Origin of the sequence: Thioalkalivibrio sp. ALE20 (assembly GCF_000381405.1) — a bacterium.
Lineage (GTDB): Bacteria > Pseudomonadota > Gammaproteobacteria > Ectothiorhodospirales > Ectothiorhodospiraceae > Thioalkalivibrio.
On record NZ_KB906472.1, the window covers coordinates 151,704 to 167,225 of the forward strand.

A 15,522-nucleotide genomic window follows, 5' to 3' on the forward strand; every position below is an offset into this window, starting at 1 on the left:
TCAGCCGGTGGCCAGCCGCCCGATGTCGGCCACGGTCTCGAAGGCCTGGCGCAGCTCGCGCAGCAGGGCGAGGCGGTTGCGCCGCTCGGCCGGGTCCTCGGCCATCACCATCACCCCGTCGAAGAAGCGGTCCACGCGCTCGCGCAGCCCGGCGAGTTCGCCCAGCGCCAGCACGTAGTCGCCGTCGGCCACCGCGGCATCCACCGCCGGACGCACCGCCAGCAGACCCTGGTGCAGCTGGCGTTCCTCGTCGGCCACCAGGGCGTCGGGCTCCAGCGTGCCGGCGGCCTCGTCGCCGGCCTTGCGCAGCAGGTTGTGGATACGCTTGTTGGCCGCGGCCAGGGCCTCGGCCTCCGGGCGTTCGCGGAACTGCGACACCGCGCGCACCCGCCGGGCGAAATCCAGCGGCTGGTCGGGGGCGACCGCGCCCACGGCCTCGATGGTCTCGTGGGCGTGGCCCTGTTCCAGCAGGTAGCCGCGCAGGCGCTCGACGATGTACTCGCGCACCGGCTCGACCGCCTGGTCGGCCTCGGCCACGCGTTCGCGGATCGGCTCGGCGGCTCCCGCGAGCAGCGGGGTCAGGGCCAGCGGGAGCTCGCGTTCCACCAGGATGCGCACCAGCCCCAGCGCGGCCCGGCGCAGGGCGAACGGGTCCTTGGTGCCGCTGGGCTGCTTGCCGATGGCGAAGATCCCGACCAGGGTGTCGAGGCGGTCGGCCAGCGCGAGGGCCTGGGCCAGCGGACCGTCCGGCAGCTCGGAGCCCGACTGGCGCGGCCAGTAGTGCTGCTCGATCGCATCGGCGACCGCCTCGTCCTCGCGGTCGTGCAGCGCGTAGTAGCGCCCCATGGTGCCCTGCAGTTCGGTGAATTCGAACACCATCCGGGTCAGCAGGTCGCATTTGCACAGCCGCGCGGCGCGGGCGGCCTGGCCGGCATCCAGTCCCATCGGATCCGCCAGACCCTGCATCAGCGTCTCCAGGCGATGCGACTTGTCGCGCAGCGTGCCCAGGCGCTTCTCGAACACCACCGAGCCGAGCTCGTCGAGGCGTTCTTCCAGGCGGTGCTTGCGGTCCTGCTCCCAGAAGAATTCGGCATCCGCGAAGCGCGGGCGCAGCACGCGCTCGTTGCCATCGCGTACTGCTTCGGGATCGCGCGACTCGATGTTGCTGACGACGATGAAATGCGGCTGCAGGCGGCCGGCCTCGTCCACCACCGGGAAGTATTTCTGGTTGTCCTGCATGGTGGAGATCAGCGCCTCCTGCGGGACCTCGAGGAAACGCCGGTCGAAGCTGCCGCCCAGGGCCACCGGCCACTCCACCAGCGCGGTGACCTCGTCCAGCATGTCCGGGTCGACCAGCGCGCGCCCGCCCAGTTCGCGGGCGGTGGCGTGGACCTGCTCCAGGATGCGCTCGCGACGGGCCTCGAACGAAGGCTCCACACGGCCCTCGGCGCGCAGCCTTTCGGCGTAGTCGCCGGGGCCGGCGAGCTCCAGCGGGGCCGGGTGGTGGAAACGGTGGCCGCGCGTGTGGCGGCCGGCATCCTGTTCCAGCACCGTCATCGGCAGGACGTCGGTGCCGTGCAGCACCACCAGCCAGTGCACCGGGCGCACGAATTCCGTGGTGCTCTCGCCCCAGCGCATGCGCTTGGGCGTGGGCAGGTGCTCCAGGGCCCCGGCCAGCATCTCCGGCAGCAGTTCGCCGAGGGCCTGTCCCGGCTGCATGCGGCGGAAGATCAGGTATTCGCCCTTGCCGGTGTCCTCGCGCTCGAGCTGTTCCACCTCCACCCCGCAGGAGGAGGCGAAGCCCTGCGCCGCGCGGGTCGGCCGGCCCTGGTCGTCGAAGGCGGCGGCCACGGCCGGGCCGCGGCGTTCCTGCAGCTGGTCGGGCTGGCGGCTGGGCACTGCGGGGAAGCGCACGGCCAGGCGCCGGGGTGTGGCGAAGGCCTCGGGCTCGCCGGGTTCCATCCCGGCGTCGCGCAGGCGAGTGGTCAGGCCCTCGGCGAAGGCGTCGCGCAGGCGTGCCAGCGCGGCCGGCGGCAGTTCTTCGGTGCCGAGTTCGATCAGAAGTTCGCGGGCTTCGTCCATGTTCGGTCCAGTCGGGTTCCGGTGGGCCCGCGCGCCCGGTCGGGGCGGCGGCGGGCACGGGTTCGGGGTATGCCCCGGTATCGGGTGGCGTCAGGCGGCGTCGGACTTGCCGGTGTCGCCCGGGGCGCACAGCGGAAAGCCCAGCGCCTCGCGCGATTCATAGTATTTCTGCGCGACGTTCCTGGAGAGCTCGCGCACGCGCAGGATGTAGCGCTGGCGCTCGGTGACCGAGATCGCCCCGCGCGCATCCAGCAGGTTGAAGCTGTGCGAGGCGCGCAGCATCTGCTCGTAGGCCGGCAGCGGCAGGCCCAGCTCGATCATGCGGTCGCTCTCCGCCGCATGGTGGTCGAACGCGGCGAACAGGGCATCGCGGTCGGCGTGCTCGAAGTTGTACTTCGACTGTTCCACCTCGTTCTGGTGGTAGACGTCGCCGTAGGTGACCGCGCGCCCGTCCGGGCCGACGGTCCAGACCAGGTCGTAGACGCTCTCCACGCCCTGCAGGTACATCGCCAGACGCTCCAGCCCGTAGGTGATCTCGCCGGAGACGGGGTGGCAGTCGATCCCGCCCACCTGCTGGAAGTAGGTGAACTGGGTCACCTCCATGCCGTTCAGCCAGACCTCCCAGCCCAGCCCCCAGGCGCCCAGCGTCGGCGATTCCCAGTTGTCCTCGACGAAACGGACGTCGTGGGTCAGCGTGTCGAAGCCCAGCGCCTCCAGCGAGCCGAGATACAGGTCCTGGATGTCGGCCGGGGAGGGCTTCAGCAGCACCTGGAACTGATAGTAGTGCTGCAGGCGATTGGGATTGTCGCCGTAGCGGCCGTCGGTCGGGCGCCGGCTGGGCTGCACGTAGGCGGCGCGCCAGGGTTCCGGCCCGATCGAGCGCAGGAAGGTCGCCGGGTGGAAGGTCCCGGCGCCCATCTCCATGTCGTAGGGCTGCATCACCACGCAGCCGTGGTCGTTCCAGTAATCCTGCAGTCGACGGATCAGGTCCTGGAAGGTGGGACTCGCGGTCTCGGTTCGGTCGCTTGCGTTCGCCATGGCTGGGGGTCCGGAGCGGATCAGGGGCGGCAGTATATCGGCCCGTGCCGGGGTGCGGCCACCGCCCGGCCCGGCTGCGGTGGCCGGAGGTCGCGGCGCGGTCCATAATGCCCCGAATCGAGGCATCTCCGGGGGTACGATGGCCGCGGATCACCAGCAGCAGCCGGACAGGGCGCCCGCCGAACCGCCTGACCCGCTCGAGTCGGGCACCGACGACCGGCGCTACCGCGACACGCGCCGGGTCACGCTCACCGGCGCCGCGGTGAACTCCGGGCTGGCCGTGACCCAGCTGCTCAGCGGCTGGCTGCTCAACTCCCAGGCCCTGATCGCCGATGGCGTGCATACCGTCTCCGACCTGGTCACCGATGCCGTGGTCCTGGTCGCGGCAGGGCATGCCGCCGCTTCCCCCGATCGGGATCACCCCTACGGCCACGGCCGCATCGAGACGCTCGCGACGGTGGTCGTGGGCCTGTTCCTCGCGCTGGCGGGGCTGGCCATCGCCTGGGGCGCCGGCGGACGCCTGCTGGAGCTGGACGATGCCACGGGGCCGGCACCGCTGGCGGTCGCCTTCGCCGTGGTGACCCTGGTGGCCAAGGAGGGTCTGTACCAGTACACCCGTCGGGTCGCGCGCCGGCTGGGCTCGCGCATGCTGGAGGCAAACGCCTGGCATCACCGCACCGATGCGATCTCTTCGGTCATCGTGCTGCTGGGGGTGGCCGGTGCGGTCGCCGGCTGGCCGTGGCTGGACGCGCTGGCGGCGCTGCTGGTGGCCCTGTTCATCCTGCATATCGCCGGGCGCCTGATCCGTCGCAGCGTGGCCGAACTGATCGACACCGCGCTGGAACCGGAAAAGGTCGAGCGCATCCACCGCACCATCCTGGACGTGCCCGGAGTTAAGGATGCCCACATGCTGCGCACGCGCCGCTCCGGCGACGACGCCGTGGCCGACGTGCACGTGCAGGTCGCGCCGATGATTTCGGTGTCCGAGGGGCACCGCATCGCCGATGCCGTGCATCGCGCGGTGACCGAGGATGCGGGCGAGGTCAGCGACATCACCGTGCACGTGGATCCGGAGAACGACGAGGAGCAGGCGGCCAGCTCGCGGCTGCCCCTGCGCCCCGAACTGGTGGCCGGCCTGCGCGAGGCCTGGGCCGGCTTCCCCGAGCTGGAGGCCCTGGAGCACCTTTCCCTGCATTATCTCGGCGGGCGGGTGCATGCCACCGTCACTCTGCGGCTGGATCCCGCGCGGACGGGAGCCGCCCTGCAGGAGCGCGCCGATCTGCTGACCCGGCAGCTGCGGGAACACCCCGTTCTGGGGCCGGTACTGGGACAGGTGACCGTGCTCTATCGGCCTTGCACCGAATGAGGGCGCATGCCGCGCGGTGGCACTATAATGGTGCATCATGTGCACTGCGGGTGTGCGGCATTCGGCCGTGGTGGCGCAGAGATGGGCGCAGGGGCGCCCCGAACCGGGGCTTGCAGGCTGGCACGCCACCTGCATGACCAACCGGCAGACGCCGATCGGCCCCAGGCGACCGCACCGGCATCGACCGTCTCAAACTGAAGACCAGAGGAGTCCTCATTATGTCCGCAGCCGAAGTGCTGAAGCAGATCAAGGAACAGGAAGTCCGTTTCGTTGACCTTCGTTTTACCGATTCCAAGGGCAAGGAACAGCATGTCACCCTGCCGGCCCACGACCTCGACGAAGATTCCTTCGAAGAAGGCAAGATGTTCGACGGCTCTTCCATCTCCGGATGGAAGGGCATCAACGAATCCGACATGATCCTGATGCCGGATCCGGAGTCCGCGGCCATCGACCCGTTCTTCGAGGACATGACCATGAACATCCGCTGCGATGTCGTGGAACCGGCCACCATGCAGGGCTACGACCGCTGCCCGCGCTCGCTGGCGCGTCGCGCCGAGGCCTATCTGCAGAGCACCGGCATCGCCGACACCGCGCTGTTCGGTCCGGAGAACGAGTTCTTCGTGTTCGACGACGTGAAGTGGGGCTCCGACCTCTCCGGTTCCTATTGCCGCGTGGATTCCCAGGAGGCCTCCTGGAACTCCGAGCGCGTGTATGACGACGGCAACATTGGCCATCGTCCGGGCGTGAAGGGTGGCTACTTCCCGGTCCCGCCGGTCGACAGCCTGCACGACATCCGCTCCACCATGTGTGAAGTGATGACCGAGATGGGGCTGACCACCGAGGTGCATCACCACGAGGTGGCGACGGCCGGCCAGTGCGAGATCGGCGTCGGCGCGGCGACCCTGACCAAGAAGTCCGACGAAGTGCAGATGCTCAAGTACGTGGTGCAGAACGTTGCCCACATGCACGGCAAGACCGCCACCTTCATGCCCAAGCCGATCGTCGGCGACAACGGCTCCGGCATGCACGTGCACCAGTCGCTGTCGAAGGATGGCAAGAACCTGTTCTCCGGTGACCTGTACGGCGGACTGTCCGAGACCGCGCTGTACTACATCGGCGGCATCATCAAGCATGCCCGCGCGCTGAACGCCTTCACCAACCCGTCCACCAACAGCTACAAGCGCCTGGTGCCGGGTTTCGAGGCGCCGGTGATGCTGGCCTACTCCGCGCGCAACCGCTCGGCGTCCATCCGCATCCCGTTCGTGATGAGCCCGAAGGCCCGCCGCATCGAGCTGCGCTTCCCGGACTCCACCGCCAACCCGTATCTGGCGTTCGCCGCGATGCTGATGGCCGGCATCGACGGGATCCAGAACAAGATCCACCCGGGCGAGGCGATGGACAAGAACCTCTACGACCTGCCGCCGGAAGAAGAGAAGGGCATCCCGCAGGTCGCCCATTCGCTGGATCAGGCCCTGGAGGCGCTGGACGCCGACCGCGCGTTCCTGACCCAGGGCGGGGTGTTCACCGACGACATGATCGATGCCTACATCGATCTGAAGATGGAAGACGTCACGCGCATGCGCATGACCACCCATCCGATCGAGTTCGACATGTACTACAGCCTGTAAGCCCCGCGGGCTTTCCGGCCGTCATCGGGCCCCGGCGTTCGCGCCGGGGCCTTTTTTTGGTTCCGCTCCGGGCGAACCTGCGCGGCCTGCGCGGAGAGCGCGCACAAAAAAGGGCCGCCCGAAGGCGGCCCTCTGCTTCCCGAAGCGCGCCCGGAGGCGCGCCGTGCGGGCAGTCTTACAGCGCGGTCACGTCACCCGCGGCCAGACCCTTGGCGGTTTCCTGAATCTCGAAGGAAACCTTCTGGCCTTCGGCCAGGGTCTTGAAGCCCGAACCGTTGATCGCGGAGAAGTGCACGAACACGTCCTTGCCGCCATCATCGGGGGTGATGAAACCGAAACCCTTGCTCTCGTTGAACCACTTAACAACACCGGTATTCACAACTACTTACCTCATCATGTAACTAAAGAAACGTGATTGCGGAACGCTACCAACAGATCAACGGGAGCACTGGTCCAGAAAACTGGGGACTTCCTTGGAGTTGCTGCTAACCGCGAATCACGTTTCCGACTATACGCTCCTGTGTCGGCAAAAGCCAATGGGGTGCGATGAAGTTTTTCTGTCAGCGCCGGCCGGTCAGGCGCGCATACTCTTCGGGATCGTTGAGTGCACGGATGTCCACGAAGCTTCCGGACGGCTGTTCGCGCAGCCGTGGCAGTACGTCGAGGATGTCGCGTGCCGCGGTTTCCGGTTCCGGCATGGTGCGGGTGCCGCGCGCGGCCTTCAGCCGCTGCAGGGCAGTGAAGGTCTCGCTGTCGGCCTCGTCGCAAAGATAGTCCTGCATCGCGGTGTCGATCAGACCCGGTGCGAGCGAGTGCACGGGCACGCCGGGGAATTCGTGCGAGTAGAGCTGCATCAGCATGTTCAGCGCGGCCTTGGACAGGGAATAGCCGCTCCAGCCGGCATTGCCGAACACCGCCGCCCCCGAGGAGATGGCTACGATCTGGCCGACCGGGATCTCGCGCGTCAGCAGACGATCCAGGATCACCTTGTTGGCGAAGGTGTTCACGTCCATCAGCAGGCGCAGTTCTTCCATCGGCGCGTCCGGCATGCGCTGGATGTGTCCGAGCAGGCCCGCGTTCAGGATCACGAGGTCCAGACGGGTGACGCCCTGCAGCAGCCGGTCCATGGCCTCCGGGATGGCGTCAAAGTCCGCCAGGTCGACCTGTGCGTCGCCGGCGACCCCGTCGTCGGGGCAGCCACGGCGGCTCATGCCGTAGACCGCCGCGCCGTCGGCGGCGAGGACCCGGGTGAGTCCGAGGCCCAGGCCGCTGGAATTGCCGGTAATCAGTGCCGATTGCGGAGTGGTCGATGTCATGTCTGCTCCTCGCTGATTGGTTCCATCCAGGCGTACTCGGCCTCCACCACGTTGCCGCTCCCGAGGTGCCGCATCTGCCGGCACAACCGGTGCACCAGGGTCAGGCCGCGCCCCCACAGCCTTTCGTCGCTCTCGCCCTCGAGAGCCCGCCGCACCCGTTGGTGGTCGAAGCCCGCGCCACTGTCGCGCACACGGATGCGCACGCAGTGCCAGTCGTCCGTGCGGCGGTAGCGCAGGCTGATGCCGATGCGCCCTTCCAGGCGCTCGAGTCCTTCCTGGCGCAGGCGATAGTACTCGGCAAAGCCTTCCGCGGTGGCCTTCATCTCGGAAGACAGGCCCAGCACGCCGTGTTCGAAGGCATTGTTGCAGAGCTCGGCGACCACCGTTTGCAGGGCCTGAACGTGTTCGCCGGGCTCCGGGAACCAGCGCCGGAGCTGCTGCCGGGCCTCTTCCGCGACGTCCACGCGGGCCAGCTCGGCCCCGGCGGCCTCCATGGACCAGCGTCGGTTGCCGGTGGTGTCCGGGGGGGCCGCGACACCGGTTTCCAGCACGACCTCGGGGGCGCAGGTGATCGCGACCGCGGTGATGTCGTCGGCCGGTGACGCATCCCCCATGTGCCGTGACAGGGCATCGCCCAGCCGTGCGATCCGCTCCGGTGGGGGCTCCGGATGGCACAGACAGGCATGCAGGCGTGCCTCGCCGAACGGTTCACCGGCGGTGCCTTCCTCTTCCAGAACCCCGTCGGTGACGATCAGCAGGGTCTCGTCGGCGGCGATGGCGTGACGCCGGGGGCCGCTGTCCAGCTCCAGCCGGGGCAGGATTCCCAGCGGCATCGCCTGCGAGGGCAGGCGGCGCAGTTGTCCGTCGCCGCCGCACAGCAGGGCATCCGGCAGGCCGCCGTTCCAGGCGGTCAGGGTCTGCCCGTCGGGCTCAAAGGTGACCAGCACGGCGCCCATGAACATCGACGGTGGCAGAAAGCCGTGGAGCACGTGGTTGAGCTCGAAGACCAGTTCGGTGTCGCCCACACCCTCGCGCGTCAGTGTATGGAAGGTCTCCGAAACCGGATAGGTGCCGATGGCCGCAGCCAGGCCATGCCCGGTGAAGTCCCCCACCAGTACGCGCAGGCCGCCGTCCGGGGTGAAGTCCGACAGCACCACGTCGCCGCTGAAGGTGGCGGCGGCCCACTGGCGTACGTGCAGCCGTTCGTCGCCCACGTTGCGCCCGGTGATGGCGCGCGAGAGCACGCTCTCCGCGGTCTCTTCCTCCCATGCCTGGCGCCCCCGGGCCCGGTCCAGGGCCTCGTTGCGCTCGCGCAGCCCGTGGTGCAGGTCGCGCAGGCGCTCCATGGCGTGGATCTTGGCGCGCAGCACCGAGAGGTTGATGGGCTTGCTGAGGAAGTCGTCGGCACCGGCGCGGATGCCGCGCAGCAGGGAGTCCTCGTCGTCCAGGGCGGTCAGCATGATTACCGGGATGAAACGATCACCGCACTCGTGCTTGATCTGTCGGGTGGACTCGAAGCCGTCCAGCCCCGGCATCATCACGTCCATCAGGATCAGGTCCGGGAGAGCGTTGCGTGCCTGCTCCACGGCCTGGTGGCCGTCGGTCGCCTCCTCGGTGTCGTAGCCGGCGCCGGTCAGCATCATCTTCAGCAGGCGCCGGTTGTGCTTGTCGTCGTCGACGATCAGCACACGCCCCTCGCCGGACGCCAGCGGCACGCTTTCGGGGAAGGCGCTCACGGACGTCACTCGATGGTGAACAGGCGACCGAAATTGGCGATGTCGAGCACCTTGCGCACCCCGCCGGACGCCCCGACGATGCGCACGTCGGCGCCATCGCCGCCGGCGTGTTCCCGCAACAGCAGCAGCATGCCCAGCGCGGAGCTGTCCATGTACTCCGTCTGCGACAGGTCGATGACGTAGCGCATGCCGGCGCCGCGGGTCTCGCGGTAGGCGCTGCGGAAGTCCTGGTGCTGGTCAAAATCAAAGCGACCGTGGATGGCGATGCGCAGTTCGCTGCCGTCCGTCGATGTCCGGGTCTGGATGCTCATGCGGTCTCCGTCGGGAGTTTTCGGGGGTCAGAAGAGTTCAACGTCGCCGGTGTCCAGGTTTTCCTGATTCACGGCGCGATGATGACGGGTCTGGCGATCCTCGCGCCAGGCGCGCACGCGCTCGGCCATCGCGCGGGCATCGTCGGTGGAGCGTGCCTCGTGGAGGATCCCCTGCAGTTCGTGCAGATGGGCCAGGGCGTCTTCGGCGGTGCCCAGGGACTGACGCGCGATGTCCTCGAACTGCAGCGAGCGAACCGCGGTGGCGACCGCCTGGTTCATGCGATCGGTCAGTTCCGCCTCTTCCCGCAGCCGGTTTTCCATGTCCTCGGTGGCCTCGCGGGCGTATTCGAACAGCGAGCCGACGCGCTCCTTTTCTTCCATGCTGTCGCTCATGTCGCGCGAGGCCATGGCGTGGACCGTGTCGTGCACCTGACGGATGCTGCGGCGCGCCTCCTCGATCTGCTTGCGGATGTCCTCGTGAAAGGTGGCCGAGCGCTTCGACAGGTTGCGGACCTCGTCGGCCACCACCGCGAACCCGCGCCCGGCCTCGCCGGCCCGTGCGGCCTCGATGCTGGCGTTCAGGGCCAGCAGGCTGGTCTGGTCGGCGATCTCGCCGGCACTGTCCAGCAGCTTGAATACCCCGTCCATGTGCTGGTTCATGTCCGCCATGTGGTGCGCGCTCTCCACGCTCTGCCGACTGACCTCCACCAGGGTGTCGATGAACATCTGCAGGGTCTCGTCCGACTGGCGGGTCAGGTCGCGCAGGATCTCCGGCTGGGATCTGCCTTCTTCCCCGGCGCTATTCTGGCTCGCCAGATCGGAGCTCATCAGCTCCTGCTGGCGTTCGGCGATCTGGTGCATGTCGCTGAAGCTGTCGCCCAGTTCCTTCACCGCGTTCTCGATCAGCCCCTTCTGCCGGGTGATCTCCTGATCGATCTGGTCCAGTTCGAAGCGCATCGCCTGGTCGATCTCGTCGGACAGTTCCGCGCCGCCGGCCACCCGCTGGGCAGCCTCCTGTTCGTCGTGGCGGGTGGTGTCCGCGTCCGGGGTGTGCCGCAGGGCGACCACCAGCGCGGCCCCCAGCAGCAGGGGCACCACCAGCAGGCTGGCCGCCGCGGCTGCTCCGGCCAGCCAGACGCCGCCAATGCCGGCCAGCAGGGTGGCTACCAGGGCGATCGCCAGGCCCCGCTGCAGCGGCGGCTGCATCAGACGTTGTTTCCAGTCATTCATGTCGTGTCTCCTCCGTTGGCCCCCGCGTCGGCCTTATTTTGGTGATCCTCCAGAAGTGCCTGGGCGATCTTGCCGAGTGGGAGCACCTGAGCTGCAGCGTCGGCCTTAACTGCCGCGCCGGGCATGCCCCAGACCAGGCTGGTGGCCTCATCCTGCGCGATGGTGTGGGCACCGGCCTCGCGCAGTGCCAGCAGCCCGCGGGCGCCGTCGTCGCCCATGCCCGTCAACAGCGCGGCCACGGTGTTGGAGCCGGAGGACTGTGCGGCGGATTCGAACAGTACGTCGACGCTGGGGCGGTGCCGGTTCACCGCATTCTGGTCATCCAGCCGGCAGACATAGCGGGCCCCGTCCCGGTCGACACGAAGGTGATAGTCGGTCCCGGGAGCGATGAAGACATGTCCCGGCATGATCACATCCCCGTCCTCCGCCTGTTTCACCCGCAGCGCGGTGCTGCGATTCATGCGCTCGGCAAAGGCCTGGCTAAAGCCCGCCGGGATATGTTGGGTGATCACGATCCCGGGTGAGTCCGGGGGCAGTCCCATCAGCACCTCCTTGAGGGCCTCGACGCCGCCGGTCGATGCGCCCAGTGCGATGACGCGGTCAGTGGTGCGAAAGCGCCGGGTGCCCCCGCCGGCGTTCGTCCTTGTGGCCGGTGTCGCGGTTCCGGCCGGCGTGCTGCTGCGCGCCTGTATGCGAATACCCGAGGCCGCGCGGATCTTGTCGATCAAGGTCCCGCTATAGGCTTCGAGAGCATGCGAGACATCGACTCCGGGCTTGGTTACGAAATCCACCGCGCCGATTTCCAGCGCCTGCAACGTTACGTCAGCCCCGGCCTCGGTCAGCGAGGAGACCATGACCACCGGCATGGGGCGCAGGCGCATCAGATTGCGCAGGAACGTGATGCCGTCCATCTTCGGCATCTCCACGTCCAGGGTGAGCACGTCCGGGTCGTGCTGCTTGATCTTCTCGCGGGCGTCGTACGGATCGGCCGCGGTTTCCACCACTTCGATATCCGGCGCCTGATCGAGGATCCGCGCCAGCAGCTTGCGGATCAGGGCCGAGTCGTCGACCACGATCACACGGATGGGGCGGGCCTGCGTTGTGCTCATTCGAACAGCTCCACGTCGCCGGCCAGGTCCTCGCCTTCGAGGCGGCGGCGGTAGTCCTGCTCGCGTTCGAGCAGGGTGTTGTTGTGCAGGGACACGAGCTTTTTCAGCCGGACCCGTCCGGAGGCGGGGAAGAACACCACCTTGCGCGGCCACGGGCCGCCCACGTCCTCGGCCAGAATCTCGAGCCCTTCCTCGCGCGCGTACCGGCGCAGAAACGCGATGTTGCGCGCGCCGACGTCACTCATGCCCGCCATTACGCGCCCGCCCCCGAACATCTTGATGCGCAGGTCGTCGCGCTCGGCGCCGAGCTTGAGCAGCTCGTTCACCAGGAACTCCATCGCGTGGGTGCCGTAACGCGTGGCATTGGAAACCGCCGGGCCCCAGCCGCTGTCGCGTTCGCCTTCCGGGAGCATGAAATGGTTCATGCCACCCACCCCGGCCTCCGGCGACCATACGCAGGCCGACACGCAGGAGCCCAGCACCGTGGTGATCAGCTCGGTCGACGACACCGAAACATAGCATTCCCCGGGCAGCAGCTTGGCCGCCGGGGCATTGTTCATGCGATCCCAGTAGCGGTTGATGTGCGCGAAGGCACCATCATGCAGCTCGGGAATGTCGGGATGGCGGGTCACGGCGAGGTCTTCCGGTAAAGCGTTTTGTCCAGCAGCCGGAAAGTATCCGTTACCTTGTACAGCGATTCCGAATGGCCAATGAACAAATAGCCGCCGGGGCGCAGGATGGTCGCGAAGCGTTCGACCAGCTCTTTCTGTGTCGGCTTGTCGAAATAGATCAGGGTATTGCGGCAGAAGATTGCATCCAGAGGCCCTCGGATGGGCCATTCGTCGAACAGGTTGAGTTTCTGGAATCGGGCCATCGAGCGCAGGTCATCGCGGATCCGGACCTTCCCGTCCTGCGCGCCCTTGCCGCGCAGCAGCCAGCGCCGCTGGCGTTCGCGCGCGATACCGGTGATGCGACTGGCATCGTAGATCCCGGCATCGGCATGCGCGACCACGCGCGAGTCCACGTCGGTCGCGAGGATCCGTGCCGCATCTGTCGAGCCGGCGGCATCGGCCAGGGTCATTGCGATGGACCACGGTTCCTCACCGGTGGAACAGCCGGCTGACCAGATCTTCAGCGGTCCGTCCGGATTGGCCCGGCGCATCTCCTCGAGCACCGATCCCTCCAGCATTTCGAAGTGATGGGGCTCGCGGAAGAATGCCGTGAGGTTCGTTGTGAGTGCATTGACGAATTCCTCCAGTTCCGCGTCATCTCCCTGTTCCAGCCGGTCCAGATAGACGTCGAACCGGTTCAGACTCAGAGCACGCAGCCGCCTCGAAAGCCGTCCGTAGACCAGCTCCCGCTTGCTCTCGTTGAGCATGATTCCGGTGCGTTCGCCGATCAGACGGGCGACGCGTCGGAAATCGCGGTCGCTCAGACTCTCGAAACCGGCCATTCAACAACCGTCTCCCTCAGCCATCAGAACTCTTCCCATTCTTCGTTGCGGTCGTTCTTTGCGCCGGCCTGTGTGCGAGAGGTGGTGGCCGGTTTCTTTTCCGGCGCCGGGGTCTTGCGGCGGCCTGCGGAGGCGGATTGGCGTGCCGGCCGCGCACTTTCCTTGTGAGCGGGTTCGCGGGCCTGATGAGCATCCGCCTCGCTGTGGGAGCTGTTGAAGAAAGCCATGAGCTCCTGCAGTTCGTTGGCCTGATTGTCGAGGGACTCGGAGGAGGAGGCGGCCTCTTCGACCAGGGCGGCGTTCTGCTGGGTGACCTCGTCGAGCTGCGAGATGGCTTTGTTGATTTCCTGGAGGATGGAGCTGGATTCGGTCGGCTTCGAGGCCGCGCGTGCGGGCGCCCCGCCCGCGCCGTCCTCACCGCCGGGGGGCGTGGATTCCGCGCCGGAGCCGTCCGGGGCCGGGTCCGCCGGGGGGTGTGCTTCGGTGCTGTCGCCGGCGGTTTCAAGCGGTTCGATCGTCAGGTCGCATTCGTCCTCGACCCATTCGAAGACTTCCTCGACGTCGGCACGCTCCGCGTCGCCGCGCAGCTCCAGGGTCCAGGCGAGGTAGCTGGCCTCCGGGTCGTAGCCTTCGAGCGTCGCGGGCAGGCCCTCTGCGTCGCAGTGCACCGTCAGCTCGCCCAGCTCCTCAAGTACTTCGAACATGCGCAGCGGGTCGTTGCCGGTGCGCAGCAGGTCGGCATGCGGGCGGAAGTGGATGCGCCAGCCACCCGATGTGCCGTCGTCGCCCCCGTCGGCGTTGCCGGAGTCCGCGTCATCGCTGCCCCCTCCGGTCGCCGGTGCCGGGGTGTCATCGCCCAGCGTGGCCTCGATCAGGGCACGGACCTCGGCCGCCTCGGCCGGGTCGGCTTCGCCACCATCGCGAGCCGCCTGCAGCTGGCCGCGCAGTACGTCCACCGCGCGCAGCAACAGATTCACGATCTCCGGAGTGGTCTCCTGCTGACCGTTACGCATGCGGTCGAGCAGGGTCTCCATGCCATGGGTGAATTCGGAGATCGCGCTGAACCCGAACGTCCCGGCGCCGCCCTTGATCGAGTGGGCCGCACGGAAGATCGTGTGCAGGGTTTCCTCGTCGCCGGCGTTGAGCGCCAGCAACTCGGTCTCCATGTGTTCCAGCCCCTCGAAGCTTTCTTCGAGGAAGGCCTCGGTGAACTGGGACATGTCCATGGACATGGCTAGCGCAGGACCTTGTTGACGGTGCTCATCAGCTTTTCCGGATCAAACGGCTTGACCAGCCAGCCGGTGGCGCCGGCGGCCTTGCCCTCCTGCTTCTTCTCCGGGCCGGCCTCGGTGGTCAGCACCAGGATGGGCGTGAACTTGTAGTCGGGCAGCTTGCGCAGCTCGCGGGTCAGCTCCAGGCCGTCCTTGCCGGGCATGTTCACGTCGGTGATGACCAGATCGGCCTTCAGCCCCTGTGCCTTGCTCAGGCCGTCGTTGCCATCCCGGCCCTCGGTCACGTCGTGACCGGCCTGCTTGAGCGCGAAGCTCACCATCTGTCGCATCGAGGACGAGTCGTCCACCACCAGCACCTTGGCCATTGCGTGCCCCTGTTATCTGATTGTCTTGTTGATGCGGGCGACCCCGGGTTCGGCCGTATGATCTGCCAGCAAGCGGTGTGCCAGGGTCGCCGTCGCATTCTCCGAAAAACCTGTACAAGGACTGTACAGCAAACTCGGGGTCCGTCACAGAATTTAACGGGCCCCGGAGGAAAAACTGAGCCGAGCGGTTCCGCTCCGCGGAAAAACGAAAAATCTTGACCATTCCTGTACAGCCGGAAAGGCTTTGTGTCGTGCTGTCGTCAGGATCCCTGCGGGTTCGCGGAGTCCTGCACGTGGCCCTCCAGCCCCAGGCGCTGCAGGCCGCTTTCCAGGGCGGGGCTGACGGGATCGAGTGCCATGGGCTGGCCGCGGCGGTCGGCTTCCCGGCGCAGCATCGCCAGCAGTTTCAGACCGGCGGTGTCGGTGTCCCGGACGCTGCCACCGTCCAGCCGCAGACGCTGGCCCTGGTCCAGGGTCTGGCGCGCGGTTTCGGTCAGCGCCTCGACGGCGTCAATGCGCAGGCGTTCCGGCAGTTCGGTGGCGGGCTGTTCGTTGGTATTCATGCGGGCTCCTGGTTCATGCTGCGAGATGTCGCGTGAGGGGCGTTCCTGTCTGTGTCGGCATCGGGACGCAGGTTTTGAGGTTTGTCACGTTTT

The 15,522-nt window shown here is 67.5% G+C and carries 14 protein-coding genes and 1 pseudogene; 2 read left to right on the forward strand and 13 right to left on the reverse strand.

The annotated features are described in order from the left end of the window. Positions 1-2,082 (reverse strand): glycine--tRNA ligase subunit beta, encoded by a 2,082-nt coding sequence (glyS, locus tag F790_RS0104110; protein WP_019590912.1) that lies wholly within the window; start codon positions 2,080-2,082, stop codon positions 1-3. 90 nt (positions 2,083-2,172) lie between these two features. Next, positions 2,173-3,120, reverse strand: coding sequence for a glycine--tRNA ligase subunit alpha (gene glyQ / locus F790_RS0104115; RefSeq protein ID WP_018936517.1), 948 nt, complete (start codon positions 3,118-3,120; stop codon positions 2,173-2,175). A gap of 139 nt (positions 3,121-3,259) precedes the next feature. On the opposite strand from glyQ, the gene F790_RS0104120 reads away from it, so the two are divergent. Both F790_RS0104120 and glnA read left to right on the forward strand, forming a co-directional pair. Beyond that, entirely contained in the window at positions 3,260-4,486 is a 1,227-nt protein-coding gene (locus F790_RS0104120; RefSeq protein WP_019590913.1) for a cation diffusion facilitator family transporter, read from the forward strand. Positions 4,487-4,704: 218 nt separating this feature from the next. Further along, positions 4,705-6,114: a glutamate--ammonia ligase gene (gene glnA / locus F790_RS0104125; protein ID WP_019569409.1), complete on the forward strand. Its 1,410-nt coding sequence runs from the start codon at positions 4,705-4,707 to the stop codon at positions 6,112-6,114. A gap of 175 nt (positions 6,115-6,289) precedes the next feature. Here the strand turns inward: glnA and F790_RS0104130 are convergent, their stop codons facing one another. The 11 genes and pseudogenes from F790_RS0104130 to F790_RS0104180 all read right to left on the reverse strand — a co-directional run bounded on the left by F790_RS0104130 (position 6,290) and on the right by F790_RS0104180 (position 15,429). After that, positions 6,290-6,493, reverse strand: coding sequence for a cold-shock protein (locus F790_RS0104130; RefSeq protein WP_018868787.1), 204 nt, complete (start codon positions 6,491-6,493; stop codon positions 6,290-6,292). Between the two features lie 181 nt (positions 6,494-6,674). Then, positions 6,675-7,430 (reverse strand): SDR family NAD(P)-dependent oxidoreductase, encoded by a 756-nt coding sequence (locus F790_RS0104135; protein ID WP_019590914.1) that lies wholly within the window; start codon positions 7,428-7,430, stop codon positions 6,675-6,677. After that, positions 7,427-9,166: a SpoIIE family protein phosphatase gene (locus tag F790_RS0104140; RefSeq protein ID WP_019590915.1), complete on the reverse strand. Its 1,740-nt coding sequence runs from the start codon at positions 9,164-9,166 to the stop codon at positions 7,427-7,429. Before F790_RS0104140 ends, F790_RS0104135 begins: the two co-directional genes overlap by 4 nt. Positions 9,167-9,171: 5 nt before the next feature. Beyond that, a complete protein-coding gene (locus F790_RS0104145) occupies positions 9,172-9,477 on the reverse strand; it encodes an STAS domain-containing protein (RefSeq protein ID WP_018868784.1) in 306 nt (101 codons plus the stop codon). 27 nt (positions 9,478-9,504) lie between these two features. Further along, positions 9,505-10,707: a methyl-accepting chemotaxis protein gene (locus tag F790_RS14960; RefSeq protein WP_019590916.1), complete on the reverse strand. Its 1,203-nt coding sequence runs from the start codon at positions 10,705-10,707 to the stop codon at positions 9,505-9,507. After that, on the reverse strand, positions 10,704-11,816 hold the full coding sequence (locus F790_RS0104155; RefSeq protein ID WP_019590917.1) for a chemotaxis response regulator protein-glutamate methylesterase: 1,113 nt from the start codon (positions 11,814-11,816) through the stop codon (positions 10,704-10,706). The genes F790_RS14960 and F790_RS0104155 overlap by 4 nt, the downstream gene beginning before the upstream one ends. Further along, positions 11,813-12,448, reverse strand: coding sequence for a chemoreceptor glutamine deamidase CheD (gene cheD, locus F790_RS0104160; RefSeq protein ID WP_019590918.1), 636 nt, complete (start codon positions 12,446-12,448; stop codon positions 11,813-11,815). The genes F790_RS0104155 and cheD overlap by 4 nt, the downstream gene beginning before the upstream one ends. Then, positions 12,445-13,269: a protein-glutamate O-methyltransferase CheR gene (locus F790_RS0104165; RefSeq protein ID WP_018868780.1), complete on the reverse strand. Its 825-nt coding sequence runs from the start codon at positions 13,267-13,269 to the stop codon at positions 12,445-12,447. Before F790_RS0104165 ends, cheD begins: the two co-directional genes overlap by 4 nt. 214 nt (positions 13,270-13,483) lie before the next feature. Further along, positions 13,484-14,501 (reverse strand): annotated as a pseudogene (locus F790_RS13710) (Hpt domain-containing protein); the annotation flags it as partial. Between the two features lie 2 nt (positions 14,502-14,503). Beyond that, positions 14,504-14,866: a response regulator gene (locus tag F790_RS0104175; RefSeq protein ID WP_018869626.1), complete on the reverse strand. Its 363-nt coding sequence runs from the start codon at positions 14,864-14,866 to the stop codon at positions 14,504-14,506. Positions 14,867-15,126: 260 nt separating this feature from the next. Next, positions 15,127-15,429, reverse strand: a complete 303-nt coding sequence (locus F790_RS0104180; RefSeq protein WP_019590919.1) for an STAS domain-containing protein — start codon at positions 15,427-15,429, stop codon at positions 15,127-15,129. Positions 15,430-15,522 lie beyond the last annotated feature (93 nt).